This is a genomic window from Massilia aurea (genome assembly GCF_040790145.1).
Taxonomy (GTDB): domain Bacteria; phylum Pseudomonadota; class Gammaproteobacteria; order Burkholderiales; family Burkholderiaceae_D; genus Telluria; species Telluria aurea_C.
In genome coordinates, this window is the sequence record NZ_JBFMMP010000006.1 from 227,030 (window position 1) to 252,120 (window position 25,091).

Genomic DNA, 25,091 nt, shown 5'->3' on the forward strand with positions numbered 1-25,091 from the left:
AATCGCCGTGAGGCGATTTGTCCCCCGTTCGACGCGCTCTTGAAATGAGAATCGTTCTCATCTAAGATGCATGCTGTTTCTGGAACAGGAGGCGCCGATGGCCGCAAATCAGGAAGCCGATCGTTTGGCTGGCGAGCACGTGACGTTGCTGCGGGTGCATGCAGAAGTGCAGGCGCGTTGCAGCGCGCTGCTGGTGGCGCAGGCCGCGCGCATCGCCGCCATGGAAGCGCAGCTGATCGTCGCGCGGGCCGCGACAGTGCGCGCGGCAACGGCGCTGGCGTGGGAACGCGAAGACCGCGCGGCGCTCGAAGCGGCGCTGCCTGGGCTGGGGCGGCGCGTTGCACTGGGCCGGCAGATCGCAGTGCTGCAGGCGCGCGTGCACGACCTCACGCACACGCTGCACGGGCGCGATCTGGCGGGGCAGGCCACGCGTGCGCCAACTCTCGATGAGCCACTGCCCGCCGCCTGGGAAGCCAGTGTGGCAGCGGCCGACCTGGTCATCTGCCAGACCGGCTGCATGAGCCACGGCGACTACTGGCGGGTGCAGGACCACTGCAAGCGCACCGGCAAGCTGTGCATGCTGGTGGACCAGCCGGATGGCTTGCAGATCGTGCGCATCCACCGGCCCGGCGAGGTGCTTGCGCCCTAGCGTTACAGGGCAAAGATGATGTCGCTGATCTGCTCGTACAGCGGATTGGCCGACGGGCCCTGGTTTGGCCAGTTCAGGATATCGAAGTGGTCATAGCCCTTGTAATTGCCAAGAAAGTTCCAGGTGCCCCGCACTGGCTTGCCGTCGTAGTCGCGTACCGGATGCCCGCCAGGTGCGCGCATGCTGATCGTGTTGACCACGCCATCGTTCGGGAACCAGTCGCTGTCGATGCGCACCCGCTTCGGCAGATTCACGGTGTAGCTGCCCATGCCGCGCTGCCCGGCCGACGGCACGATCCACTCGCCCGCAAACGGTTTGAAGTAGGGCATCATGTCGGCGCGCGGGTACTGGAACAGCGTCGTCTGGATCGGCGCGATGGCGCGGTCGGTGCCGTTGCAGCACCAGCTGCCGCCTTCGGTGGCCACGGTGCCCACCGAAAAATAATAGATGTGCGGGAAAGTCAGCGCCCACAGATTGAATTCGCGCGCGCCGTCCGGCGCCAGCTCCCAGCCCGCCGCCCGGTGCCCCAGCACGTCGCGCAGCGGAATGCGCAGATTGGGCAGAATGTTAAACACGGCATCGGTCAGCGTGGTGCCGTTGTGGGGCGCTGAAATCGTCGTCACGCTGCGGATCCAGCCAGTCTTGCCGCCCTTGAACAGTTCGCCATCGCCTTCGTCCGAACCGGCCCCTTTTTCCAGCAACCGGATCAGTGCCCGGATCGTCGTGCCGCCCTGGCTGTGGCCGATCATGTGGATCGGATGGGCCTGGTCCCACTGCGGATACAGCGCCAGCGGCCAGGCTTGTGGATTGTCGCCTGGATTGGCGGCCCAGCATTTACCGGGCGGCTTTTGCACCTGGCCGGGCAGGCCCTGGGTGGCGACGTGCGCCTTGCCATAGTCGACGCAGCCGCCCTTGATCTGGGCATACAGGTCGGCCGCGCGGTCCCAGTTCGACGACACCGGGCCGACCGCGGCGGCAAACACCGCGCGCGGCCCGCGATAGACCTGCATGTGCGAGGCGATGTCGCCGTAGCCGCCCCAGTAATTAAAACCGCTGTGCTGGAATTCTTCCGGCCCGAAGCCGAGAAAGCCATGCACGAGCACGACGGGATGGTTATTCGCGGCAGAGGCGGCCGGGGCGGCCAGCAGGCCAAGGGCAGTGAGCGCGGCGGCGCAGGCGTGGACGATACGAACCATCGGTGTTCTCCAGTCAGTGCAACAGGCACATTGTCGGAGGTTGAACACGCCCGGGGTTTGCGCTGGATCGACCTGGAGCGCAGCAAATCGAATTTACGAAGCAAAAACTGCGCAGGCCGCTTGACAGGCCTGTGCAATCAACGCGCGGTGGTGCTGCCCACCGACGTCGTCGGATCGGATTCCGCGGTTGGCGTCGGCGCCGGCGTGACCGACGCGGTTGCCGCAGCCTTTTCGGCCTGGTCGATCCGCTCGTCATGCCAGACCACATAGTCGTCAACCGAGTACAGCCGGCAGGGTTCGCGGCTCTTGGCCGAGCAGGTCGCCAGGGCGCGCCCATCCGGATCTTCGCCTTCCTCGGCCCAGGTCCAGCCACCGCTGGCCGACACGGCAAACGCGCGCGGCGTCATCTTGGTCAGATAGTCGCGGTAGGCGCGCCGGCCATGCTCGGACAGGAACGGCACCGCATCGATATCGTCCACCTGCGCATAATCGGTCCGCGCCGGTGTGGGCGGGGCAGGCACGTCGACCACCACCTCGGTCGGCATACCGATCTCGCGCAGGAACTGTTCTGTATCTTGCAGCCAGACTTTTTCGCCGTCGCGGCTGGCCAGCATGCCGTGCGCATCGCGTTTAAAGGCCGGAAACTCGACCAGCCGCCCACGGCCGCCGGCCCCGATATAGGCAGCGTGCATGCGCCCGGCCAGTTCCGGCCCGAACAGTGAATCGTTCTGTCCGTACATCCACAAGCTCGGCACTTTCGCCTTGGCGCCATAGTCGGCAAAGGCCGACACCAGTTGCGAGCGCCACGCGCAGCGGTCGCTGTCGTCGCGCAGGCCGCCCGCGAAATTGATCAGGCCGCGCACGCCCGGCAACGCTTCGGTGCCCAGTGCAATGGCCGCCAGGCCGCCGTAAGACTGGCCGGCCACGATCATGCGCGCGCCATCGATCCACGGTTGCTGGCGGGCGTAATCAAGGGTGGCGCGGATGTCTTCGGCCTGGGTGTAGCCATTGGCGGTCATGTCGCAGCCGCGATCGCGGTAGCGCCCACCTGACTTCGAAAAGCCCTGGCGCATCGGCACCATCACCGCGTAGCCGCGTTTCACGAACACGGACGCCATGTGATAGAAGCGGTCGCGCGGCTGCAGGTTGGGGCGGCCCGGGCCCTTGCCGTGATTGATGACGATCAGCGGGAAGGGGCCGGCGCCGTTTGGCTGGAACACGGTGGTCTCGAGCGTGACGTCGTCCGGGCCGGCCGGCACCTGGATGACGTGCTCGTTCATGCGGTAGTCGAGCGTGCTTGCCGCAGGCGCGGCAGCGGGCAGTGCTTGCGAGTGGGCGAACGCCGGCAGCAGGGCCAGCGCGGCAATCGAAGCGGAGATCAGGGTGCGGATGGACTGGATTCTCGACATGGATGACTCTGGTAATACTGCCTTACGGAACAATTTCCGCATGGAATAAAATCCAGTCTAGAGCCACTAAATCTGTAGAGCAATATCCGGTTGACCAAATTTCGAGTTAAATTTTCGTGTGTGGCGAAAGTGTCATCCGACGTGTTTTCAGGCGAAGGAGTATGATTGCGAGCCTGACAATCTCAGGGACTTCAGAGGATGAGCAAGTACGCGCCGCGCGAGTGGACCCCCGACGAAAAGCCGATGCTGCCCGGCTCGCCGTCGACGCCGGCCCATCCGACGCCGCTACGATTCGCCTATCTGGCGGTCGGCATTCTCCTCACCATCACCGGTGGCCTGGGCAACGCGCTGGTCACTGTCAACCTGATCCATCTGCAGGGCGTGCTAGGCGCCTACCAGACCGAAACCGCCTGGCTGCCGGCCGCCTATGTGATGGCCAATGTGTCGATGAACCTGCTCCTGGTGAAATTCAGGCAACAGTTCGGGCTGCGCCTGTTCACCGAATTCTTCCTGGTGCTGTACGCGCTGGTGACGTTCGCCCATTTGTTCGTCAATGACCTGGGCTCGGCCATCGCGGTGCGCGCCGCCCACGGCATGGTCGGCGCGGCGCTGTCGACGCTTGGCCTGTACTACACGCTGCAGGCCTTCAAGAAGGTCTGGCGCCTGAAAGGCATGGCGGCCTCGCTCGGCGTGGCCCAGCTGGCGCTGCCGCTGGCATATATCTTCTCGGGCGACCTGTTGCAGATCGCCGAATGGCGCGGGCTGTACCTGTTCGAACTGGGGCTCACACTGGTCTCGCTGGGCGCGGTGCTGCTGCTGAAACTGCCGCCGGGCGACCGTTTCCAGGCGTTTCGCCCGGCCGATTTCATCACGTTCGCCCTGTTCGCACCCGGCATGGCGCTGCTGTGCATGGTGCTGACATTCGGCCGCCTGTACTGGTGGCAAGAAGCACCCTGGATCGGCGTTGCGCTGGCCGTCTCGATTGTATTGATCGCTGCCGCCCTGTGCGTCGAGCACAACCGCACCAATCCGTTGTTGAACATTCGCTGGCTGACCAATGCCAATATCGTGCGCGTGGCGTTGTCGCTGCTGCTGGTGCGCATCGTGCTGTCCGAGCAGAGCGTCGGCGCGGTCGGCTTCCTGCGCGCCGTGGGGCTGGACAACGACCAGATGCAGACCCTGTTCGCCTGCGTGCTCGCGGCCACCATCGCCGGCATCGTGGTGTCGGCGCTGACCGTCGATGTCGCTCACCTGGTCGCGCCGCAAGTGATCGCGCTGCTGCTCATGGCGCTGGGCGCCTGGCTCGACGCGCATGCCAGCAACCAGACCCGTGCCGAGCAGATGTACCTGAGCCAGAGCCTGCTCGCGTTTGGCGGCACGCTGTTCATCGGGCCATCGCTGATCTCGATGATCTTTACCGTGGTCGGCAATCCCGGCGCGCTGATCAGCTTCTCGGTGCTGTTCGGCCTGACGCAGAACCTGGGCGGCCTGCTTGGCTCGGCGCTGGTCGGCACCTTCCAGGTCTGGCGCGAGAAATTTCACTCATCGAATATTGTTGAGCAGCTCAGTTCGCTCGACCCGCTGGTCGCCAGCCGCATCCAGTCCGGCGCGGCAGCGGCCGGACAGGTGCTGGCCGACCCTGCGCTGCGCACCCGCCAGGGCCTGGCGTCGCTGTCCGCCAGCGCCACGCGCGAAGCGAATATCCTGGCCTATAACGACGTGTTCCTGGTGATCGTCGTGATCGCCAGCGCAAGTGCAGCCTGGATTTTCCTGCACGCCGTCTGGCTGCATTACCACCCGGCGCCAGCTGCCCCGGCGCCAGCCTCGCCCATGCCCGTCACCGCCACCCCCACACCTGTTGCGATCACCGATTGATATGTCAGAACCAGCCCTCACCCCAGCGCGGCCAACGCGCAAGATTCTTCTCAGTGCGCTCGGCTTCGCTGCCATTGCGCTGGCCGGCGTTCTCGTCGTGCTGTATGCCTGGAACCTGCCGCCGTTTCGCAGCACGCTGCAGGCGACCGAGAACGCGCTGGTGCGCGGGCAGGTGACGATCATCAGCCCGCAACTGAGCGGTTATGTCACCGAGGTGCGGGTACAGGATTTCCAGACCGTCAAGAAGGGTGCGCTGTTGCTGCGCATCGACGACCGGATTCCCATCCAGCGCCTGGCGCAGGCGCGGGCCGAGCTCGCCAATCGCCAGGCGGCGCTCGCCAATTTTGCACAGACCAATGCCAGTGCCCGCGCCACCATCGCCCAGAACCAGGCGTTGCTGGCCTCGAACGAAGCGCAGGCGCAGCGCAGCAGCGCCGACCTGCGCCGGGTGGAAGAGCTGGCGGCCGACGGTTCGCTGTCGGCGCGCGAGCTCGACGCCGCCCGCGCCACCCGCGCCCAATCCAGCGCCAGCCGCGACCAGGCGCGCGCCGCCGTCGAGATCGCCCGCCAGAACCTGGCCTCGGTCGGCGTCAATCGCGCGGCGCTCGAAGCGGCGGTGGCCAGCGCCGAGGCGGCCGTGAAGCTGGCCGAGATCGACCTGGCCAATACCAATATCACCGCGCCGCGCGACGGCCAGCTGGGGCAAGTGACCGTGCGCCAGGGCGCGTACGTGAATGCCGGCGCCCAGTTGACGGCGCTGGTGCCGAACCAGATGTGGATCATCGCCAACCTGAAAGAGACGCAGATGGCGCGTGTTGCGGTCGGCCAGCCGGTGAACTTCAGCGTCGATGCGCTGGGGGGCGCGAAGCTGCGCGGGCGCGTCGAGCGTATTGCGCCGGCGACGGGCTCGGAGTTTTCCGTCATTGCGCCGGACAACGCCACTGGCAACTACGTCAAGATCGCCCAGCGCATTCCGGTGCGCATCAGCATCGATCCGGATCAGCCGCTGGCCCAGCGCCTGCGCCCCGGGATGTCGGTGGTGACGACGATCGATACGGCCACGACAGCGGGGCAGCGGTGAATCGGCGGCTGGTCTGCCTGGCAACGCTGCCATTGCTATTGTCGGCCTGCGCGATGGCGCCGCAGCCGGCGCCGCCGTCGTCCGTGACCGTGCCGGTGGCGTGGCGCACCACCTTGCCTGGCGCCGATGCGCGCGTCGAGCGCGCGTGGTGGCGCGCGTTTGGCGATCCGGCGCTGGATGCGCTGGTGCGCCAGGCGCAGGCGAATAATGGCGACCTGAAAATCGCCCGCGCGCGGCTGCAGGAATACCAGGCACGCATCCGTGTGGCCGATAGCGCGCGGCTGCCGGCGTTGAACGTGTCGCTGGCGCCGACCCGGGCGCGTTCGATCGGGCCGTTCGGCACGCCGGTCGAATCGACGTCGCTGGTGGGTGCGGTGCAGGCAAGTTACGAGCTCGACCTGTTCGGACGCGTGGCGGGCAGTGTCGAGGCGGCGCGGTTCGAAGCGCTGTCGCAAGAGGCGGCGCTGGAAGCGGCGGCGCTGGCGGTGGCGGCCAATACCGCGTCGGGCTACCTGAACCTGCTGGGCCTGGACGCCCAGCTGGCGCTGGCCAAGGCGACGCTGGCCTCGCGCGAGCGCTCGTACAACCTGGCGCGGCACCAGTTCGAAGTGGGCTACAGCTCGCGACTTGAAATGTCGCAGGCCGAGGCTGAACTGCATGCGACGGCGGGCACGGTGCCGCAGCTGGAACGGCAGGTGGCGCAGCAAGAGCAGGCACTCAATCTGCTGCTGGGCGCGAGTCCGGGTGCGGTGGCGCGTGGGGCCGATTTGCTGGCGCTGCGCGAGCCGACGCCAGCCGCCGGGTTGCCGTCCGAGCTGCTGCGGCGCCGGCCCGATATCGCCCAGGCCGAGCAAGCCGTTGCGGCGGCCGACGCCAGCCTGGCGGTGGCGCGCGATGCGCTGTTGCCGTCGATCCGGTTGACGGCCTCGCTTGGCGCCGAGGGGCGCAGCGTTGCGCAACTGCTGCGCTCGCCTGTGGAGCTGTGGAGCATCGGCGGCAGTGTGCTGGCGCCGTTGTTCGATGCGGGACGGCTGCGCGCCCAGGCCGAGATTGCCGGCACGGTGCGCGACCGCGCCATCTATGGGTATGAAACCGTCGTGCGAACGGCGTTTGCCGAGACCGAGAATGCGCTGGCGTCGATTGACGGGCTGCATCGACAACTGGTCGAAGCCGAAGCGCGGCGCGCGGCGGCCGGCGAAGTGCTGCGGGTGGCGCACAACCGCTATACGAATGGCTACGCATCGTATCTGGAAGAGCTCGACGCGCAGCGCACGGCGTTCACGGCCGATCTGGCGGCGCTGCAACTGCGCGCCGGCTTGCTCGCGGCGCATGTCGACCTGTACCGGGCGCTGGGTGGCGGATGGACGCCGGCGCCGTGAAGCTGGCCGTGAAGCGCGCCGTGTGTGCGACCTGCCTGCGCGCGCAGTCGGCCTGTATCTGTGGCTGGATCAGGCCGGTTCAGGCGCAGGCGGAGTTGCTGATCCTGCAGCATCCGCTGGAAGTAGGTAATGCCAAGAACAGCGCGCGGCTGCTGCACCTGTGCGTGCGTGGCAGCGCGATGGTGGTGGGCGAGGCGTTCGATGGCGCTGAACTCGATGGCTTGCTGCACGCGGATGGCCGCACGCCGGTGTTGCTGTATCCGGACACGACCGGCGATCAGCTGCTGCCCGCGCCGCCTGCGATGCCGGCGCTGCCGGCAACATCGTTGCGGCTGGTGCTGCTCGACGCCACCTGGCGCAAGAGCCGCAAGATGCTGTACCTGAACCCGGCGCTGCAACGTTTGCCACGACTGGCGCTGCGAGAGGTGGAGCCGTCGAACTACCGCATCCGCAAGGCGCACGCGCCGCATCAGTTGTCGAGCCTGGAGGCGGCGGCGCAGGCGCTGGGGCAGCTGGAAGGTTCGACCGGGGCCCTCCAGCCGCTGCTGGCTGCCTTCGACGGGTTTGTCACGCAACAGGCTTCGTACGTGCGCGCTTGAATTTGCCGGGACAGCGGCGTAATATACTGTACAAACATACAGTATGGAGCGCCGGCCATGATCGACACCGATGAGCTGACTCGCCGCGAGCGGGTGGATGAACACGTGGTGCTGGCGCCGCCGCCAATTGCGCGCAAGGGGCGGGGTGCCGTGTCGAACCTGCAGGGCCGCTATGAGCCCAACGGCCGCGAACGCTTCGACGATGGCTGGCCCGACGATCATGACGAACCGGCCGCGTTCAAGACGGTCGTCACCGACGAGTTCGCCAAAAGCATCTTGTCGCGCAATACCTCGCCCGATATCCCGTTCAGCGTCTCGCTCAATCCGTATCGCGGTTGCGAGCACGGCTGCATCTACTGCTTCGCGCGGCCCTCGCACAGTTATCTCGGCCTGTCGCCGGGGCTCGATTTCGAGAGCCGGCTGTTCGCCAAGGTCAACGCGCCCGACCTGCTGCGGCGCGAACTCGCCAAGCCCGGCTATGTGCCCGAGCACATCGCCATTGGCGTGAACACCGACGCCTACCAACCGTGCGAGCGCGAGCGCCAGATCACCCGGCAGGTGCTCGAGGTGCTGGCAGAATGCCGCCACCCGACCGGCCTGATCACCAAGTCGTCGCTGATCGAGCGCGACATCGACCTGCTCGCACCGATGGCCGCGCACAACCTGGCGTGCGCGGCCGTGACCATCACGACGCTCGACGCGCAGATTTCGCGCACATTGGAGCCGCGCGCTGCCGCGCCGATGCGGCGCCTGCGCACGATCCGCACCCTGACCGACGCCGGCATCCCGGTCAGCGTGAGCGTGGCGCCGATCATCCCGTTCGTGACCGAACCCGAGATCGAACGCATTCTCGAGGCCGCGCGCGACGCTGGCGCCGTCGGCGCGCACTACACGGTGCTGCGCCTGCCACACGAAGTCAATCCACTGTTTCAAGAGTGGCTGCAGGCGCACTTTCCCGATCGTGCGCAGCGGGTGATGAACCGCATCCGCGACATGCGAGGCGGCAAAGATTACGACAGTGATTTTGCACGGCGCATGCATGGGGATGGCGTGTGGGCCGACCTGATCCGGCAGCGTTTCGAGAAAGCCGCCGCGCGCCTGGGCATGACCGAATTGCGCGGCCGGTTCGGCCGGCTCGATGCGTCGCAATTCAGGCGCCCCCTGGTGGTGCCGGCGCCGGTGCCGGCGTCGGCCAGGCGCGGCAGCCCGCAGGCGGCAGCGCAGTTGGCCCTGTTCTGACAGCGCCGCTGGCGCGCAAGCCAGTCGCTTACACCTGCTTACAACCGCTTAACCGCACACAACCTCTGGGCAGCAGAGAATCGGATGAACATAAAGGATACCGATTCATGAAACGATTCAATGCCGCCCTGGCGCTCTGTCTGCTTGCATTTGGCTGCCGCGCCAGCGAGCCGGTTGTTGTCCCCACTGCCGAATTCGAGGCGCTGCTGTCGGCCTATGCGCTGGTAAAAAGCCGGTATGTCGAGGCCGCGGACGACAAGAAACTGCTGGACGGGGCAATCGCCGGCATGCTCGCCTCGCTCGATCCGCACTCGAGTTTCCTGGACAAGGACGAGCTCGATGAAGTCCGGAAAGACGATGCCGGTGAGTACACCGGGATCGGCATCAGCGTCGAACTCGACGCCCCCGACATGATCGTCACGGCGGTCACCGCAGACTCGCCCGCGGATCGGGCCGGCATCGAGCCGGGCGACGTGGTCGCCTCGATCGATGGCGCGACGCTCTCCGGGATGCGCCTGCCAGAGATCGCGCGGCGCATGCGCGGCGTTCCGGGCAGCGCCCTGGCGATCGGCATACGGCAGGGCGGGGCGGGTGCGGTCCGCACGCTCAAGCTGCGCCGGGCCGCGCTGCTGGCGCAGACCGTCAAAACACGCGCCATGGCGGGCGGCGTCGCCTGGATTCAACTGTCGGCGTTCGAAGGCAACACCGCGCACGATCTGGTGGCTGCCCTGAAAGCGCTCGATACGGCAACGGCGCCGCGCGGCATCGTACTCGACGTGCGCAATGATCCGGGCGGTCTGGTATCGGCGGCGGTCGGCGTGGCCGGCGCGTTCCTGCCGCCGGGTACGGCATTATTTTCCGCGCGCGGGCGTGCCACCGGGGCTGATGCCACCGTCACGGTCGACCCGCGCTTCTACCAGCGGCCTGACGAGTCGGACGTGCTCGCCGACTTGCCTGCATGGGCACGCACGGTGCCGCTGGCAGTGCTGGTCAATGGGGCGTCGGCATCGTCCGCCGAACTGCTGGCGGGCGCATTACAAGACCACGGGCGCGCCACGGTGCTCGGCACGCGTACCTTCGGCAAGGGCTCGATCCAGAGCATTTTCCCGCTGGCCGCCGACAGCGCCGTCAAGCTCACGGTGGCGCGCTACTTCACGCCCAACGGCAACGAAATCCAAGCGCACGGGATCACGCCGGACGTGATCGTGGCGCCCGAGCGCGCCCGCAACGATGCGACGCGGCTGGTGCTGCGCGAGGAAGACCTGGCGCAGCATCTCGAGGCCATGTTGCCTGAAGAAGAAGAAGCGGCCCCGCCCACCAAACGTGCCGAAGTCGAGAGCACGCGCATGTTCGGCACGCGCGACGACAAGGCGCTGGCCGCCGCAGTCACGTTGCTGGCGCCGGACTCGGCGCAGGCAACAGGCGCCAACGGTTTGCTGGGGAAACTGGCCCCAGGCCTGCGGCATGTCGTCGCCGTGCTGAAGTCGCTCGATGGCGCGGATTAAGTTTGCGTAAAGGCCCACGACAGTCGCACGCCGGGCCATTATATTTCTCGCCAATCGTTCGTTCGATGCCGCCAGTGCCAGGCGGCGTCTTGCCCGCGTTCTCCCGCACGTACGTCACTTTTATCAAGAGTTCCTATGCCAGTTCAACTGTCTCCCTCGCGCCTCGTGCGTGCCTGCGTGCTTGCGTTTGCAATAGGTGGCGCCGCGCCCGTACTTGCCGTGCCGCTGACCGATCTGCGCGCCGAAGACCTGCTGCCGATGGCCGGCGCAGTCAAGAAGACGCTCGATTTGAGCGACAACCAGCAAATCTTGTGGAACAAGGCCGAAGCGGCGTCGCGCGCATTACTGCGCGATCGCGCCCGGCGCCGCACAGCGCTCCAGGAGTGGGCCAAGACGTCGCTGGCCAGCCCGGATGTCGACCTGCGCAAGCTCGACCAGGCAACCGAAACGGAGATCGCGACCGCCAACGCCGAGGACCGGCAACTGCGCGCCCTGTGGCTCGACGTGAACGACGGGCTCGATGACAGCCAGCGCCGCCACATTGCCCGCCTTCTTGGCGAGCAGCTGATGCGCGTGGTGCCTGATGGCGCCCAGGGCGGCGGCGCACCGGGCGGGCAGCGTGACGACCAGAACCGGCGCGGCGGCCCCGGCAATGGCCGTGGCCCGGGATCGGGCGTCAGCGGGATGGGTGGGATGAGCGGGCCAGGCGGCGCGTCGTTGAACTTCGGCGGCTGATCGGGCACCCAAGTCTATCCGCTCTTTGAGATCGGCAGCAGATGCATTTCCCGACTGCTCGCAGCAGGTGATGAAGTACACCCACGAATGCGGGACCGCGCGTATTACCGAAGAAACTTCGCGAGCCATTCGGGTTCCTTTGAGGAAGCAATGGCCGCCAGCCGATTATTACCAGTGCGGCCGAAGATTGACTCTCGTCAAAACTTCCAGCTCAGCGCAGTTCGACAATTCTTTGTTGAGTTCGCGAACTTCGCGTCTATACCACGTGCACGAGCGAGCTCGACAGTACGGCTTGATTACACTCCGCTTCAGCGACCGCCCATGGATCGCGTTCAGCCTGCTCCGAAACGCGATCTTATAAAACCAGGCAGCAGCAGGTAGCCGAGTATGCCAACGCGAAGTTCCAGCAAGTGCGCAATCCAACATCAATCGAGGATATGAAAATGGCAATTGACGTATATCTGTAGATCGACGGTATCAAGGGCGAATCACAAGACGACAAACACAGGGACTGGATAGAAATCACCGGCATTCACTGGGGTGTGCATCAGCCTCGCAGTGCCACATCCTCAACGGGCGGTGGACATACAGCGGAACGGGTTGAAATTTCCGATATTTCCTTTTCCAAGGTAGCCGATCTGTCCTCGCCAATCCTGGCCCAGACTTGTGCAATGGGAAAAACAATCCCGAAAGCGAAAGTCGAGTTCTTCAGGGCTGACGCGGATGGTGCACGCGTCAAATATTTCGAAATCGATCTTGAGAACGTCCTGATTGGCATGGTGAGTCCACATCTCGGCGGCGATGATTCTTATTTGTCCGAGACTGTCAATATGAAGTTTTCAAAGATCAAATGGCGGTACACCCAGCAGCGAATCGGCGGCGGCGCCGGGGGCAACACTGCCGGTGGGTGGGACTTGGTCGCGAACAAGGTTGCGTAGAGGCCTGCGATGCTGATTGACTTGGATAAGTTCACAAAGCATCTACGCAGCAATGCACTGCCAAAATATGGGAAGGGACGGTGTGGCGAATATGTGAGGAAAGCTCTGCAGGCTGGCGGCGCTGATTTCAACGGCAAGTATCCTCCGAGAGGGAAGGAGTATGGTCCAGCCCTGGAAATGTTGGGCTTCCATAAAATCTCGGCCGCAGACCCGGATAAATTTTCTTTCCTCAAGAGTGACGTGATGGTCATGGAGCCGTACAAGGGAAGCACAGCGGGCCACGTGGCAGGATATGACGGAAAAAGCTGGATCTCCGATTTCGTCCAGAATGATTTTTGGGCCGGGCCAGCCTATCGCAAGGAGAAACCAAAACATGCTGTCTACCGCTACTAAACGCGCAGTTCTTTCCTTCCTGTTCACGATCGCCAATGGTGCAGCACTGGCGGGCGATCATCCTCCTCGATATGTGATCGAACCGGCCTTGGGCCTGCGACTGGATGCCGGCATCAAACTTGAATCTCTGCCTGACGAAGTAAGCAGCCTTTGCTCGCGAGATAACGAGAACTGGATCCACTACGAGCGCGTGTTCGCACGCGCGCATGACGCGGCGACGACCTACTATGTTGTTTCGGGATATTCGAAGCGTCGCAACCCGGAGGCAGGACAGTCTCTTTACGAGCCAATAGTACGCGGTGGGCTATACGCCATCACTGGAAACAGCTGCATGGACGACCCGGCAGATGAATCATTTTTGGCGAGAGACGTCAATCAAACGCCTCTTCCGATCCTCCAAAAACTTGCCCGCGATCTTGCCGCACGTCTTGTTCAAGCTGTGGGCGGTCCAGATCAGTTACGCGCCGAAATCAGGAATCAAAGGATCGACTTCGACAGACTTTCCCCTGAATTGCAGGACGCGTTCAAACCGTATTTTGTACCGAAGAAGTAGGCAGGAACCGCAGCTATAACCTACTCAATGACAACCGGCCAATCCAATCTATCTTAAGATGCGATATTGACTGCAACGCGCTTCGCCCGGGCGTAGCATGCCGTCCTCCGCATTCTTAAAGATCCAATGGCCACTTCAATCAGCGCAAAGCAGAAACCGATCCCGCCTCAGACAGGACAGGCCGGTCATGCCACATCCGTGGAGCATGGCCTGCAGCTGGCCGGCACCGGCACGTTCCAGTACCGTATCTTCCTGATTTTCGGCCTGGTGTGGATGGCCGACGCGATGCAAGTGCTGTCGATCGGCTTCTCGGCGCCATCGATCGCGAAAACGTTCGGACTGTCCATGCCGCAGGCATTGCAGACAGGGACGATCTTTTTTGTCGGCATGCTCATTGGCGCCTTTGTGTTCGGCCGCCTCGCCGACCGCATCGGGCGCCGGCCGGTACTGCTGATGGCTGTCGTCATCGACGCCTGCTTTGGCGTGGCCTCGGCCTTTGCCCCCGACTTGACATGGCTGCTGGTACTGCGCTTCATGACGGGGATCGGCGTCGGCGCGACGCTGCCTGTAGACTACACGATGATGGCCGAATTCCTGCCGAGCGATCGGCGGGGCCGCTGGCTGGTGCTGCTCGAATCGTTCTGGGCCATCGGCACTATCCTGCTGGCAGTGCTGGCGCTGTACGCCGTCAGTTGGGGAGACGATGCCTGGCGCGTGATCTTCTTCGCGACCGGCCTGCCGGCGCTGGTCGGCCTGGTGCTGCGCTGGTATGTGCCCGAGTCTCCCATGTTTCTCAACCGCAGCGGCAAGTCGGCGCAAGCCCGTGCGGTGCTGCAGCGTGTTGCCGATACCAATGGCCGCGCCGTCACGATCCCGGCGCTGCAGCCGGACGTGCCCGCCAAGACCTCGGTCATGTCGCTGTTCAAAGGCCCGCTGCGCCGTCGCAGCATCGCATTGTTTCTTGCCTGGGGCCTGATTTCGGTGGCCTACTACGGCGTCTTCGTCTACCTGCCGGTCAAGCTCGGCGCCGAAGGCTTCGGCTTCATGCGCGGGCAAGCGTTCCTGATCCTGCTGGCGCTGGTGCAACTGCCCGGTTTTGCGTTGGCAGCGTATGGCGTCGAACGGTGGGGCCGCAAGCCGACACTGGTGGGCTTCCTGCTGCTCAGCGCCGTCGGTTGCCTGTGCTACAGCCTCGGTAGCGCGCCGGCGCTGGTGGTCGGCTCGACCTTGTTGATGAGCTTTGCCCTGCTGGGTACCTGGGGCGCGCTGTATGCCTTTACGCCGGAAGTCTATCCGACCAGCCTGCGCGCCAGCGGCATGGGCATGGCCGGCGCCGTCGCGCGCTTCGGTGGCCTGTTCGCGCCGATGATCATTGCGCCGGTGATGGCGACGCAGTTCACGCTGTCGTTGCTGATGCTGGCCGGCTGTTTGCTGATCGGCGCGGTGGCGATCCTGTGCGTCGACCTGGAGTCGCGCAACCGCGCACTCGATTGATCAGGCCAGCGCGGCTTCGCGCTGCGTCACACCCAGCGCCGCCAAATGGCGTTCGATCTCGAACACATGCGGATCGGGCTTGCCCAGTGCGCGCAGCGACTGGGCCAGGCCCAGCAGGTAATCGCTATTCGGGCCGCTCGGGCCGCGCGCCGTGGCGATCTGGCGTGCGATGGCATGTTCGTCGGCCGGGCCCAGGTAGGCTGCGTTGTCGCGCGTGGCGATATACACGATGCCTTCGTCGCTGGTGCCGTCGTCGAAATGCATTTGCGTGGCCAGGCGCAGGTAGCCGTTCTTTTCGCGATGATCGAGGTGCGCGAATTCTTCGGGCGTGACCAGAAACGCCATGCCGTGGCAGACCGCATCGGGGTCGGGCACCAGCGTCACCACGCGCCCCGGCGCCGTCTCGGTGCCACGGTGGTCGTGCGAGCCTTGCCAGAAACGCCGCATCCAGCCGCCGATATAGGCAGCGCGCTGCGCGAGAAACGGAAAATCGGGTTTGAAGATCAGGGAGCCGTAGCCAAATAGCCAGACGCTGGCATGGCTATCGAACTTGTTCATCTGCTGATTGATCGCGATCGTATTGTGGGACATCGTGAAACCACTAAAAAAGGGACACGGTCCGATTGTAGCGTGGGATTGCGTCCGAATCAGCCCTGCGCTTGCGACCGTTTCACATATGCAAACAGGAATTCTATATAACTCTCTGCGGCCGGCGACAGCGAACGCCCGGGCCGCGTATAGACAAAAAAGCGCCGCCGCAGTGTGGGCGCATCGAGCGGGCGCATCGCCAGTCCGTACAGCGTGGCAAGCGGCTCGGCGTAGGGCAGGCACACCGTCACGCCCAGGCCGGCGCTGACCATGGCCAGCGCCGTGGTCATGAAGGTCACCTCGTGGGCGGGCTTGAGCGCAGCCTCGGTCGCCGCTGCGGGGATGGCGTCGAGCAGCAGTTCCGTGAACTGGCCCTGCAACGAAATGAACGGATACGCCGCCGCGTCCTGCCACGTCACGCGCTCGCGTGCCGCCAGCGGATGCTGTTGCGGAAACACCAGCGCGAACGGCATCTCGAACAGTTCACGCGCCTGCAACGGCGGGGCGGGCGAGCGCTCCGGGCCGATCCCCACATCGGCTTCGCCCGACAGCACCCGCGCGATCACACCTTCGACCTCGGTATCGGCCAGGCGCACGTCGATGTCGGGATGCTGCGCGCGGTAGGCGGCAATGCTCGGCGGCAGCAGCGTACAGGCCATCAACTGTGGCGCCGCGATGCGCACGATGCCCTTTTTCAGGCGCGTGTGGTCGGCGACGTTCGCCAGCGCACCGTCCAGGTCATCGATCATCTGGCTAAATAAAGGCAGTAGTTCGCGACCGATATCGGTCAGGCCGATGCGGCGCGTGCTGCGGTCGACCACGCGGGCTTCCAAGGTCTGCTCGAGCTCCTTGATGAGGCCCGACAGCGCCGATTGCGTCACGTGCAGCGACTGCGCGGCCAGCGTGAAATTGCCCATTTTGGCCAAGGCGACGAAGGCGCGCATTTGTCGTAACGTTGGATTCATCAGATAAGCTGATATATAGAGCTGAAAATATCGTTTGTATGATAGTGCGTTTTGCCCTGTAATGGCGACTACTCTGCAATAACAAAGGAATGCCCCATGAAACTCGCCACCCTCAAAGCGGGCGGCCGCGACGGCACCCTGGTCGTCGTCAGCCGCGACCTGGTCACGTGCCAGCAAGTGCCCACCATCGCGCGCACCCTGCAGGCCGCGCTCGACAACTGGGATGCGTGCAAGCCGCAGCTCGACGAGGTCTATGCGCAGCTCAACGACGGCAATGCCGACAGCGCCGAATCGTTCATCGAGGCGGCCTGCCATTCGCCGCTGCCGCGCGCCTACCAGTGGGCCGACGGCTCGGCCTATATCAATCACGTCGAGCTGGTGCGCAAGGCGCGCGGGGCCGAGGTGCCGGCGTCGTTCTACACCGACCCGCTGATGTACCAGGGTGGCGGCGATTCGTTCGTCGGCCCGAACGATCCGATCGCGGCGCTGTCCGAAGATTGGGGCATCGACCTCGAAGCCGAGGTGGCCGTGATCACGGGCGACGTGCCGATGGGGGCCGACGCGGCCGAGGCCGCCAGTGCGATTCGCCTCGTCATGCTCGTCAACGACGTCTCGCTGCGCAACCTGATCCCGAACGAGCTGGCCAAGGGTTTCGGCTTTTACCAGTCCAAGCCGGCCAGCGCGTTCTCGCCGGTGGCCGTCACGCCGGACGAACTGGGTGATGCCTGGCAGGGCAACAAGCTGCACTTGCCCATCCTGGTCACGCTCAACGGCGCCGCATTCGGCAAGCCGAACGCCGGTGAAGACATGACCTTCAGCTTCGCGCAGCTGGTCGCGCACGCGGCGACCACGCGCGAGCTGTGCGCGGGCAGCATCATCGGTTCGGGCACCGTGTCGAACAAGCAGGGCGGTTTGTACGGCTCGAGCGTCGAGCATGGTGGCGTGGGTTACTGCTGCCTGGCCGAAGTGCGCATGTACGAAACCATCGAAGGCGGCGCCCCGAAAACACCCTACCTGTCGTTCGGGGACACCGTGCGCATCGAGATGTTTGATGCCAGCGGCGCCAGCGTCTTCGGCGCCATCGACCAGGAAGTCGTCCGCTACCACGGGAGGCAATCATGAAACTGTATACGTACTTTCGCAGCTCGGCCGCCTACCGCGTGCGCATTGCGCTGCACCTGAAAGACCTGGCCTACGATGCGGTGCCGGTGCACCTGCTCAAGGACGGCGGCCAGCACCTGCAGGACGAATACCGCCAGATCAACCCGAGCGGCCTGGTGCCGGCGTTCCAGGATGACCGCATCACGCTGTCGCAGTCGCTGGCGATCATCGAGTATCTCGACGAGATGTATCCGGACGTGCCGCTGTTGCCCAAGGATGCGCCGGGCCGGGCGCGTGTGCGCGAGCTGGCCCAGATCATCGGCTGCGATATCCACCCGATCACCAACCTGCGGGTGCTCAACTACCTCGCCCGGCAAATCGGCGTGCCGGACCAGGCCAAGACCGAGTGGTACCGCCACTGGGTGATCGAGGGGCTGCAATCGCTCGAAGCGCACCTGGCGCGCGACCCGGGCGCCGGGCCGTTCTGCCACGGCGACCATCCGACGATCGCCGATTGCTATCTGGTGCCGCAGGTGTTCAATGCGCAGCGTTTCAATATCGACGTCTCGGCGTACCCGAACGTCGACCGCATCAATTCGCTGTGCATCGAGTTGCCCGCGTTCCAGGCCTCGCATCCGTCCCGCCAGCCCGATACGGAATAGCGCGCAAGTGGCTGCGAAGTGGGGCGGCGCGCTACAATCGCCGCCTCTTTATCGTGCCACTTCGCCATGACCGACATCGTTATTCCTGATTCCATCCTGCACGCCCTCGGCCTGGCCGACGCGTCGTGGCGCCCCATCCTCGAAGCTGGCCTGCAAGCGGTTGCCCGCGCTAACCCCGGCTACTTGCCGGCCCTGGCCCAGGACGACTATCTCCCTACCGAAAGTCGCCTGTTCGCCGCCTTTGCCCAGCCGCTGGACCAGGTGCGCTATGTCTTGGTAGGGGAGGGCCCATATCCGCGCGCTGCGAGCGCGACCGGCGTGTGCTTCATGGACGGCGCCGTGGGCGACCTGTGGAGCGAGACCGGCTTGTCGAAACCGGTCAACCGGGCCACGTCGCTGCGCAACTTCATGAAGATGCTGCTGGTGGCCAGCGGCCAGTTGCAGCCGGATGCGACAAGCGGGACGGCCCTGGCGCCGATCGCGCAGGCCGCGCGGGCCGACGGCTCGATCCAGACGCTGGCGCAGTTGCAGGCCAATCTCATGCACCACGGCTTTTTGCTGCTGAATGCCGCGCTGGTGTTTCGCAAGCATGTCAAACCGGCCATCGACGCGCGCGCCTGGCTGCCGTTCCTGCAAACGGTGCTGGCGGCGCTGGGCCGGCAGGCGCAGGTGCCGACGCTGGTCCTGTGGGGGAAAATCGCCGAAGAGTTGCAAAAACTGCCAGAGACGACTGCGTTCCCGCAGGCCGTGGCCGAGCATCCCTACAACCTGAGCTTTATCGGGCATGCGGGCATGCAAGCGCTGTTCGGGCCGATGGCATTGTTGCGCGCCCGCTAGTGGGGCATGCAGCCTGAATATCCAGGAGAGAAAACGCCCCGCCGTTTTTGGGGCCATCCAAGACAAGATCATCACGATTTGCTATACTTGACTAAATCGTTCAACTAATCAGGTCTTTCCCCTGTCTCAGAGGGAAACAGTCGCAAAGTGCAGCGTTGGCACTTGATCGTTGGGCAAGAGAAATATTTTATCATTAACCGGGGTTGAAATGCGCTTGACCACCAAAGGCCGTTTTGCTGTCACTGCAATGATCGATCTTGCCATGCGTCAAGGCAACGGTCCGGTCACGCTTTCTGGCATTAGCGGGCGCCAGGCCATTTCGCTGTCCTACCTGGAGCAGCTGTTCGGCAAGCTGCGTCGTCACGAGATCGTCGAATCGATCCGCGGCCCCGGCGGCGGCTACAGCCTGGCGCGCGCGGCGGGCAAGGTGACGGTGGCCGACATCATCATCGCCGTCGACGAGCCCCTGGATGCAACCCAGTGCGGCGGTAAAGAGAATTGCCACGGCGCCCATACCGACGGCGCCCGCTGCATGACCCACGAACTGTGGACCACGCTGAACGAAAAGATGGTCGATTACCTCGACTCCGTCTCGTTGCAAGACCTCGTCGACCAGCAGCGCCAAAAAGAACAGAACGTCGTGCACGTGCACCGCGGCGCCCCAGCCGCAGTCGGACAAAACTAAAGTTACCGGAGTAAATCAGATGAACGCGCCTTTGGACAAGACCACCGAGCAGAGCTTCGCGCCAGCTCCCCATTTCCCGATCTACATGGATTACTCGGCCACGACGCCGGTCGATCCACGCGTGGCCGACAAGATGATCCCGTTCCTGCGCGAGCAGTTCGGTAATCCTGCCTCGCGCAGCCACGCCTATGGCTGGAACGCCGAAGCGGCGGTCGAAGAAGCGCGCGGCCACGTCGCCGCCATCGTCGGCGCCGATCCACGTGAAATCGTCTGGACCTCGGGCGCAACCGAAAGCAATAACCTGGCGATCAAGGGCGCGGCCCAGTTCTACAAGACCAAGGGCAAGCACATCATCACGGTGAAAACCGAGCACAAGGCCGTGCTGGATACCGTGCGCGAACTCGAGCGCGTCGGCTTCGAAGCGACCTACCTCGAACCGCAAGACAATGGCCTGATCACCGTCGAGCAGCTGGCAGCGGCGATCCGCCCTGACACCATCCTCGTGTCGGTCATGCTGGTCAATAACGAAATCGGCGTCGTGCAGCCGATCGCCGAGATCGGCGAACTGCTGCGCTCGAAGGGCATCATCTTCCACTGCGACGCGGCCCAGGCCGTTGGCAAGGTCGAGATCAACCTCGAAACGCTGAAGGTCGACCTGATGACCTTCACCGCGCACAAGGTGTATGGCCCGAAAGGCATCGGCGCGCTGTACGTGCGTCGCAAGCCGCGCGTGCGCCTCGAAGCGCAGATGCACGGTGGCGGTCACGAGCGCGGCATGCGTTCGGGCACGCTGCCGACGCACCAGATCGTCGGCATGGGCGAGGCGTTCCGCCTGGCCAAGGTTGAGATGGACAGCGAACTGGCGCGCGTGCGCACGCTGCGCGACCGCCTGGCCCGTGGCCTGCAAGAGATCGAAGAAGTCTATATCAACGGCGACATGGATCACCGCGTGCCGCATAACCTGAACGTGTCGTTCAACTATGTCGAAGGTGAATCCCTGATCATGGCGATCAAGGATCTGGCCGTGTCGTCCGGTTCGGCCTGCACCTCGGCCAGCCTGGAACCATCGTACGTGCTGCGCGCCCTGGGCCGCAGCGACGAGCTGGCGCACAGCTCGATCCGCTTCTCCATTGGCCGTTTCACGACCGAAGAAGAAATTGATTTCGCCGTCAACCTGCTCAAGAGCAAAGTTGGCAAACTGCGCGAACTGTCGCCGTTGTGGGACATGTTCAAGGAAGGGATCGACATTAATTCGATCCAATGGGCAGCACACTGATCTGCTCATTCTGAGCGCGCGTTTCTACACATACTGGAGCATCACCATGGCATATTCGGACAAAGTACTGGACCACTACGAAAACCCACGCAACGTCGGCGCATTCGACAAGGGCGACGATGACATCGGCACCGGCATGGTCGGCGCGCCGGCCTGCGGCGACGTCATGAAGCTGCAGATCAAGGTCAACGACCAGGGCCTGATCGAAGACGCAAAGTTCAAGACGTACGGCTGCGGTTCGGCCATCGCATCGAGCTCGCTCATCACCGAGTGGGTCAAGGGCAAGAGCCTGGACGAAGCGCTGGCCATCAAGAACACGCAGATCGCCGAAGAGCTGGCACTGCCACCGGTCAAGATCCACTGCTCGATCCTGGCAGAAGACGCGATCAAGGCCGCCGTGGCCGACTACAAGGCAAAGCACGCCGACAAGGCAGTCGCAGCAGCGTAATCCCTGGTAATAGAACAGAGCTGGAGAAGCACAAGATGGCAATCACCCTGACCGAAAAAGCTGCAAAGCACGTCAACCGTTACCTCGAACGCCGGGGCAAGGGCATTGGCTTGCGTTTCGGTGTGCGCACCACCGGCTGCTCCGGCCTGGCTTACAAGCTCGAATACGTCGATGAAAGCGCGAACGAAGACAGCGTCTTCGAGTCGCATGGCGTACGGGTCTTCGTCGACCCGAAAAGCCTGCCGTACATCGACGGTACCGAGCTCGATTTCGCGCGCGAAGGCCTGAACGAGGGCTTCCGCTTCAATAATCCGAACGTCAAGGACAACTGCGGCTGCGGCGAAAGCTTCCGCATCTAAGCGGCGGTCGAGCCAACCCCATGCAGAATCACTTCGAACTGTTTCAATTGCCGGCCCGTTTCGAGGTCGACCAGAACGCTCTCGACGCGGCTTACCGCGAAATCCAGGGCCGCGTGCACCCGGACCGGTTTGTCGGCAGCAGCGACGGCGAAAAACGCGTCGCCATGCAATGGGCCACGCGCGCCAACGACGCTTACCAGACCCTGCGCAATCCGCAAAAGCGCGCGCAGTATCTGTGCGAGTTGAACGGCGTCGACCTGCAGACCGAATCGAATACCGCGATGCCCACCGCGTTTTTGATGCAGCAGATGGAATGGCGTGAAGAACTCGGCGACGCGCGTGCAGGCAAGGACGCCGCCGCACTGGACGCGCTCGAGGCGCAGGTGCGGGCCGAACGCAAGCGCATGCTGGTCACCGTCGGCCAGCAGCTCGACGCCGGCGATTACGACGCGGCGGCCCAGGGCGTGCGCTCGCTGATGTTCCTCGACAAGTTCGGCGACGAAGTGCAGTACGCCTTCGAAGCGATCGAAGCATAACCTTCCCACCCTGCATCGTGGGCGGCGTCGTCGTCCACGCCACGCCATATCGGTTCGACGCGTAAAATAGCGCCTGTTCCGTCCCGGCGCAAAAAAATAACACTGGTATCACGACTATGGCACTCCTCCAAATCGCCGAACCCGGCATGTCCACCGCCCCGCACCAGCATCGCCTGGCCGTGGGCATCGACCTGGGCACCACCAATTCGCTCGTCGCCACCGTCCGTAGCGGCAGCCCCGAAGTGCTCAGCGACGAGGAGGGCCGCTCGCTGCTGCCGTCGATCGTGCGCTACCTGGACAACGGCCATGCCCACATTGGCCACAAGGCGCGCGCGCATCAGACCACCGATCCGAAGAACACGATCGTCTCGGTCAAGCGCTTCATGGGCCGCGGCCTGAAAGATATCGCGCATGCCGAGAACCTGCCATACGACTTCGTCGACGGCGAAGGCATGGTCCAGTTGAGCACCGTCGCCGGCGTGAAAAGCCCCGTCGAAATCTCGGCCCAGATCCTGGCCACGCTGCGCCAGCGCGCCGAAGATTCGCTCGGGGATGACCTGGTGGGCGCCGTGATCACGGTGCCGGCGTACTTCGACGATGCCCAACGCCAGGCGACGAAGGATGCGGCCCAGCTGGCCGGCCTGAACGTGCTGCGCCTGCTGTCCGAACCCACCGCCGCGGCGATTGCCTATGGTCTCGACCAGGGCAAGGAAGGTGTGTATGCGGTCTACGATCTGGGGGGCGGCACGTTCGACATCTCGATCCTGAAGCTCTCCAAGGGCGTATTCGAAGTGCTGTCGACCGGTGGCGATTCGGCCCTGGGCGGCGACGATTTCGACCATCGCCTGTTCTGCTGGATCATGGAGCAGGCACGCCTGGCGCCATTGTCGGATCAAGACACCGCGACGCTGATGGTCAAGGCGCGCCAGGCCAAGGAACTCTTGTCGACGAACGAAGAAACGACGATCGAGGCGATCCTGAAATCGGGCGAGCTGGTGCAGGTGACGATCACGGCGAAGGAATTCGTCGAGATCACCAAACACCTGGTCGGCAAGACGATGAACGCGATCCGCAAGGCCATGCGCGACGCCGATGCGAGCGTCGAAGACGTCGACGGCGTGGTGATGGTCGGCGGCGCGACGCGCATGCCGCATGTGCGCCTGGCGGTCTCCGAGTTTTTCCAGACCATCCCGCACGCGAACATCGATCCGGACCGCGTGGTGGCGCTGGGCGCGGCGATCCAGGCCAATCTGCTGGCCGGCAACCGCGCCGATGGCGAAGACTGGCTGCTGCTGGACGTGACCCCGCTGTCGCTGGGGATCGAGACGATGGGCGGCCTGGTCGAGAAGATCATTCCGCGCAACTCGACGATCCCGGTCGCGCGTGCGCAAGAGTTCACGACCTTCAAGGATGGCCAGACGGCGCTGGCGGTGCATGTGGTGCAGGGCGAGCGCGAGCTGGTGTCCGATTGCCGCTCGCTGGCGCGCTTCGAGCTGCGCGGCATCCCGCCGATGGCGGCCGGTGCGGCGCGCATCCGCGTGACGTACCAGGTGGACGCCGACGGCTTGCTGTCGGTGGCCGCGCGTGAAATGCGCTCGGGTGTGGAAGCGTCGATCACGGTCAAGCCGTCGTATGGGCTGGGCGACGATCAGGTCGCGCGCATGCTGCAGGATTCGTACACGTCGGCCTCGAGCGACATGCAGATGCGCGCGCTGCGCGAAGAGCAGGTCGAGGCCGAGCGCATCCTGCTGGCGACGCAGTCGGCGCTGGACAGCGATACCGATCTGCTGTCGCCTGAAGAACAGGCCGCGATCGCGGCGCAGTTGCAACTGGTGCGCGACGCGGTGGCGATGTCGAACGATACCGCGATCGAACCGGGCCTGCGCCAGAACGCGGTGCACGATGCGGTCCAGGCGCTGGCGCACGGCACCGAAGAATTCGCAGCGCGGCGCATGGACAAGAGCGTGCGCCGTGCATTGTCGGGCAAGTCGCTGGACGAGATTTAACGGGCGCAAGGCGGGCCACGCGGTAACGCAACGTAACGTGCGGCCCGCTCCCAACCACGTCGTTCCCGCGGAGGCGGGAACCCAAGTTTGCCAGCACTGTGGTTGTATCGAACGCAGTGGCTGCGCTGAGTAGCTTGGGTTCCCGCCTCCGCGGGAACGACGGCTCGACGGGCGCGGCTTAGAATACGCATCGCATACGCAGCATCGCACCACATAAAACAATCAACCGAGGTAACTCAAGTGCCACAAATCGTCATCCTTCCCCATCCCGTGCTCTGCCCAGAAGGCGCAGTGCTTGAAGCGCCACGCGGCAAATCGGTCTGCGACGTCCTGCTGGAAAACGACATCGACATCGAACACGCCTGCGACCGCGTGTGTGCCTGCACCACCTGCCACGTGATCGTGCGCGAAGGCTTCAATTCGCTGAACGAGCAAGAAGAGCAAGAAGAAGACATGCTCGACAAGGCTTGGGGCCTGGAGCCGAACTCGCGCCTGTCGTGCCAGGCGATCATCGCCGACGAAGACCTGGTCGTCGAGATCCCGAAATACACGATCAACCACGCCGCCGAAAAGAATCATTGAT

26 protein-coding genes are annotated in these 25,091 nt (G+C 64.3%); 22 read left to right on the forward strand and 4 right to left on the reverse strand.

From position 1 onward, the window contains the following. Positions 1 to 97: 97 nt before the first annotated feature. Positions 98 to 649, forward strand: coding sequence for a DUF2325 domain-containing protein (locus AB2N08_RS11935; protein WP_367610858.1), 552 nt, complete (start codon positions 98 to 100; stop codon positions 647 to 649). A 2-nt stretch (positions 650 to 651) separates the two neighbouring features. Here AB2N08_RS11935 and AB2N08_RS11940 read toward each other — a convergent pair whose 3' ends face one another. Together AB2N08_RS11940 and AB2N08_RS11945 are read right to left on the reverse strand one after the other, a co-directional pair. Further along, positions 652 to 1,845 (reverse strand): esterase/lipase family protein, encoded by a 1,194-nt coding sequence (locus tag AB2N08_RS11940; protein ID WP_367610859.1) that lies wholly within the window; start codon positions 1,843 to 1,845, stop codon positions 652 to 654. Positions 1,846 to 1,982: 137 nt separating this feature from the next. Next, entirely contained in the window at positions 1,983 to 3,254 is a 1,272-nt protein-coding gene (locus AB2N08_RS11945) for a dienelactone hydrolase family protein (protein ID WP_367610860.1), read from the reverse strand. Positions 3,255 to 3,452: 198 nt separating this feature from the next. Here AB2N08_RS11945 and AB2N08_RS11950 point away from each other — a divergent pair, with 198 nt between their 5' ends. The 11 genes from AB2N08_RS11950 (at position 3,453) to AB2N08_RS12000 (ending at position 15,045) form a co-directional block, all read left to right on the forward strand. Beyond that, positions 3,453 to 5,129: an MFS transporter gene (locus tag AB2N08_RS11950; protein ID WP_367610861.1), complete on the forward strand. Its 1,677-nt coding sequence runs from the start codon at positions 3,453 to 3,455 to the stop codon at positions 5,127 to 5,129. Position 5,130: 1 nt separating this feature from the next. Beyond that, complete coding sequence (locus tag AB2N08_RS11955) at positions 5,131 to 6,210, forward strand: HlyD family secretion protein (RefSeq protein ID WP_367610862.1); 1,080 nt, start codon at positions 5,131 to 5,133, stop codon at positions 6,208 to 6,210. Continuing rightward, positions 6,207 to 7,589 (forward strand): efflux transporter outer membrane subunit, encoded by a 1,383-nt coding sequence (locus tag AB2N08_RS11960; RefSeq protein ID WP_367610863.1) that lies wholly within the window; start codon positions 6,207 to 6,209, stop codon positions 7,587 to 7,589. The genes AB2N08_RS11955 and AB2N08_RS11960 overlap by 4 nt, the downstream gene beginning before the upstream one ends. Beyond that, on the forward strand, positions 7,571 to 8,188 hold the full coding sequence (locus AB2N08_RS11965) for a tRNA-uridine aminocarboxypropyltransferase (RefSeq protein WP_367610864.1): 618 nt from the start codon (positions 7,571 to 7,573) through the stop codon (positions 8,186 to 8,188). Before AB2N08_RS11960 ends, AB2N08_RS11965 begins: the two co-directional genes overlap by 19 nt. Before the next feature lie 57 nt (positions 8,189 to 8,245). Continuing rightward, positions 8,246 to 9,427, forward strand: a complete 1,182-nt coding sequence (locus AB2N08_RS11970) for a PA0069 family radical SAM protein (protein ID WP_367610865.1) — start codon at positions 8,246 to 8,248, stop codon at positions 9,425 to 9,427. A gap of 107 nt (positions 9,428 to 9,534) precedes the next feature. Then, on the forward strand, positions 9,535 to 10,932 hold the full coding sequence (locus AB2N08_RS11975; protein WP_367610866.1) for a S41 family peptidase: 1,398 nt from the start codon (positions 9,535 to 9,537) through the stop codon (positions 10,930 to 10,932). A gap of 135 nt (positions 10,933 to 11,067) precedes the next feature. Further along, positions 11,068 to 11,667 carry a hypothetical protein gene (locus tag AB2N08_RS11980; RefSeq protein ID WP_367610867.1) on the forward strand — a complete coding sequence of 200 codons (600 nt, stop codon included), beginning with the start codon at positions 11,068 to 11,070 and terminating at the stop codon, positions 11,665 to 11,667. A 467-nt stretch (positions 11,668 to 12,134) separates the two neighbouring features. After that, positions 12,135 to 12,605: an Hcp family type VI secretion system effector gene (locus AB2N08_RS11985; protein ID WP_367610914.1), complete on the forward strand. Its 471-nt coding sequence runs from the start codon at positions 12,135 to 12,137 to the stop codon at positions 12,603 to 12,605. Between the two features lie 9 nt (positions 12,606 to 12,614). Further along, positions 12,615 to 12,998 carry a hypothetical protein gene (locus AB2N08_RS11990; protein ID WP_367610868.1) on the forward strand — a complete coding sequence of 128 codons (384 nt, stop codon included), beginning with the start codon at positions 12,615 to 12,617 and terminating at the stop codon, positions 12,996 to 12,998. Next, entirely contained in the window at positions 12,979 to 13,551 is a 573-nt protein-coding gene (locus AB2N08_RS11995) for a hypothetical protein (protein ID WP_367610869.1), read from the forward strand. Before AB2N08_RS11990 ends, AB2N08_RS11995 begins: the two co-directional genes overlap by 20 nt. A gap of 198 nt (positions 13,552 to 13,749) precedes the next feature. Continuing rightward, positions 13,750 to 15,045 (forward strand): MFS transporter, encoded by a 1,296-nt coding sequence (locus AB2N08_RS12000; protein WP_367610870.1) that lies wholly within the window; start codon positions 13,750 to 13,752, stop codon positions 15,043 to 15,045. On the opposite strand, the gene AB2N08_RS12005 is transcribed toward AB2N08_RS12000, so the two are convergent. Together AB2N08_RS12005 and AB2N08_RS12010 are read right to left on the reverse strand one after the other, a co-directional pair. Beyond that, positions 15,046 to 15,636 carry a gamma-glutamylcyclotransferase gene (locus AB2N08_RS12005; RefSeq protein ID WP_367610871.1) on the reverse strand — a complete coding sequence of 197 codons (591 nt, stop codon included), beginning with the start codon at positions 15,634 to 15,636 and terminating at the stop codon, positions 15,046 to 15,048. A 56-nt stretch (positions 15,637 to 15,692) separates the two neighbouring features. Beyond that, complete coding sequence (locus AB2N08_RS12010) at positions 15,693 to 16,598, reverse strand: LysR family transcriptional regulator (protein ID WP_367610872.1); 906 nt, start codon at positions 16,596 to 16,598, stop codon at positions 15,693 to 15,695. Positions 16,599 to 16,694: 96 nt separating this feature from the next. On the opposite strand from AB2N08_RS12010, the gene AB2N08_RS12015 reads away from it, so the two are divergent. The 10 genes from AB2N08_RS12015 to fdx all read left to right on the forward strand — a co-directional run bounded on the left by AB2N08_RS12015 (position 16,695) and on the right by fdx (position 25,090). Continuing rightward, positions 16,695 to 17,720, forward strand: coding sequence for a fumarylacetoacetate hydrolase family protein (locus AB2N08_RS12015; protein WP_367610873.1), 1,026 nt, complete (start codon positions 16,695 to 16,697; stop codon positions 17,718 to 17,720). After that, entirely contained in the window at positions 17,717 to 18,361 is a 645-nt protein-coding gene (maiA, locus tag AB2N08_RS12020; RefSeq protein WP_367610874.1) for a maleylacetoacetate isomerase, read from the forward strand. Before AB2N08_RS12015 ends, maiA begins: the two co-directional genes overlap by 4 nt. A 66-nt stretch (positions 18,362 to 18,427) precedes the next feature. Further along, entirely contained in the window at positions 18,428 to 19,198 is a 771-nt protein-coding gene (locus AB2N08_RS12025; RefSeq protein ID WP_367610875.1) for a uracil-DNA glycosylase, read from the forward strand. A 208-nt stretch (positions 19,199 to 19,406) separates the two neighbouring features. Beyond that, positions 19,407 to 19,883 carry a Fe-S cluster assembly transcriptional regulator IscR gene (gene iscR, locus AB2N08_RS12030; protein WP_367610876.1) on the forward strand — a complete coding sequence of 159 codons (477 nt, stop codon included), beginning with the start codon at positions 19,407 to 19,409 and terminating at the stop codon, positions 19,881 to 19,883. Between the two features lie 19 nt (positions 19,884 to 19,902). Next, entirely contained in the window at positions 19,903 to 21,159 is a 1,257-nt protein-coding gene (locus AB2N08_RS12035; RefSeq protein WP_367610877.1) for an IscS subfamily cysteine desulfurase, read from the forward strand. A gap of 46 nt (positions 21,160 to 21,205) precedes the next feature. Then, positions 21,206 to 21,607, forward strand: coding sequence for a Fe-S cluster assembly scaffold IscU (iscU, locus tag AB2N08_RS12040; protein ID WP_367610878.1), 402 nt, complete (start codon positions 21,206 to 21,208; stop codon positions 21,605 to 21,607). A 35-nt stretch (positions 21,608 to 21,642) separates the two neighbouring features. Continuing rightward, complete coding sequence (gene iscA / locus AB2N08_RS12045) at positions 21,643 to 21,966, forward strand: iron-sulfur cluster assembly protein IscA (RefSeq protein WP_367610879.1); 324 nt, start codon at positions 21,643 to 21,645, stop codon at positions 21,964 to 21,966. A gap of 20 nt (positions 21,967 to 21,986) precedes the next feature. Beyond that, positions 21,987 to 22,502, forward strand: a complete 516-nt coding sequence (hscB, locus tag AB2N08_RS12050; protein WP_367610880.1) for a Fe-S protein assembly co-chaperone HscB — start codon at positions 21,987 to 21,989, stop codon at positions 22,500 to 22,502. A gap of 116 nt (positions 22,503 to 22,618) precedes the next feature. Then, the gene (gene hscA, locus AB2N08_RS12055) at positions 22,619 to 24,508 is read left to right on the forward strand and encodes a Fe-S protein assembly chaperone HscA (protein ID WP_367610881.1); all 1,890 of its coding nucleotides are present in this window, start codon (positions 22,619 to 22,621) and stop codon (positions 24,506 to 24,508) included. A gap of 240 nt (positions 24,509 to 24,748) precedes the next feature. Continuing rightward, positions 24,749 to 25,090, forward strand: coding sequence for an ISC system 2Fe-2S type ferredoxin (gene fdx, locus AB2N08_RS12060; protein WP_367610882.1), 342 nt, complete (start codon positions 24,749 to 24,751; stop codon positions 25,088 to 25,090). The last annotated feature ends 1 nt before the right edge of the window (position 25,091 follow it).

Bases quoted from the DNA above. Each gene is read 5' to 3' on its own strand.
- AB2N08_RS11935 (WP_367610858.1), top strand. From the start codon at position 98: ATGGCCGCAAATCAGGAAGCCGATCGTTTGGCTGGCGAGCACGTGACG.
- AB2N08_RS11940 (WP_367610859.1), bottom strand. From the start codon at position 1,845: ATGGTTCGTATCGTCCACGCCTGCGCCGCCGCGCTCACTGCCCTTGGC.
- AB2N08_RS11945 (WP_367610860.1), bottom strand. From the start codon at position 3,254: ATGTCGAGAATCCAGTCCATCCGCACCCTGATCTCCGCTTCGATTGCC.
- AB2N08_RS11950 (WP_367610861.1), top strand. From the start codon at position 3,453: ATGAGCAAGTACGCGCCGCGCGAGTGGACCCCCGACGAAAAGCCGATG.
- AB2N08_RS11955 (WP_367610862.1), top strand. From the start codon at position 5,131: ATGTCAGAACCAGCCCTCACCCCAGCGCGGCCAACGCGCAAGATTCTT.
- AB2N08_RS11965 (WP_367610864.1), top strand. From the start codon at position 7,571: ATGGACGCCGGCGCCGTGAAGCTGGCCGTGAAGCGCGCCGTGTGTGCG.
- AB2N08_RS11970 (WP_367610865.1), top strand. From the start codon at position 8,246: ATGATCGACACCGATGAGCTGACTCGCCGCGAGCGGGTGGATGAACAC.
- AB2N08_RS11975 (WP_367610866.1), top strand. From the start codon at position 9,535: ATGAAACGATTCAATGCCGCCCTGGCGCTCTGTCTGCTTGCATTTGGC.
- AB2N08_RS11980 (WP_367610867.1), top strand. From the start codon at position 11,068: ATGCCAGTTCAACTGTCTCCCTCGCGCCTCGTGCGTGCCTGCGTGCTT.
- AB2N08_RS11990 (WP_367610868.1), top strand. From the start codon at position 12,615: ATGCTGATTGACTTGGATAAGTTCACAAAGCATCTACGCAGCAATGCA.
- AB2N08_RS11995 (WP_367610869.1), top strand. From the start codon at position 12,979: ATGCTGTCTACCGCTACTAAACGCGCAGTTCTTTCCTTCCTGTTCACG.
- AB2N08_RS12005 (WP_367610871.1), bottom strand. From the start codon at position 15,636: ATGTCCCACAATACGATCGCGATCAATCAGCAGATGAACAAGTTCGAT.
- AB2N08_RS12010 (WP_367610872.1), bottom strand. From the start codon at position 16,598: ATGAATCCAACGTTACGACAAATGCGCGCCTTCGTCGCCTTGGCCAAA.
- AB2N08_RS12015 (WP_367610873.1), top strand. From the start codon at position 16,695: ATGAAACTCGCCACCCTCAAAGCGGGCGGCCGCGACGGCACCCTGGTC.
- maiA (WP_367610874.1), top strand. From the start codon at position 17,717: ATGAAACTGTATACGTACTTTCGCAGCTCGGCCGCCTACCGCGTGCGC.
- AB2N08_RS12025 (WP_367610875.1), top strand. From the start codon at position 18,428: ATGACCGACATCGTTATTCCTGATTCCATCCTGCACGCCCTCGGCCTG.
- iscR (WP_367610876.1), top strand. From the start codon at position 19,407: ATGCGCTTGACCACCAAAGGCCGTTTTGCTGTCACTGCAATGATCGAT.
- AB2N08_RS12035 (WP_367610877.1), top strand. From the start codon at position 19,903: ATGAACGCGCCTTTGGACAAGACCACCGAGCAGAGCTTCGCGCCAGCT.
- iscU (WP_367610878.1), top strand. From the start codon at position 21,206: ATGGCATATTCGGACAAAGTACTGGACCACTACGAAAACCCACGCAAC.
- iscA (WP_367610879.1), top strand. From the start codon at position 21,643: ATGGCAATCACCCTGACCGAAAAAGCTGCAAAGCACGTCAACCGTTAC.
- hscB (WP_367610880.1), top strand. From the start codon at position 21,987: ATGCAGAATCACTTCGAACTGTTTCAATTGCCGGCCCGTTTCGAGGTC.
- hscA (WP_367610881.1), top strand. From the start codon at position 22,619: ATGGCACTCCTCCAAATCGCCGAACCCGGCATGTCCACCGCCCCGCAC.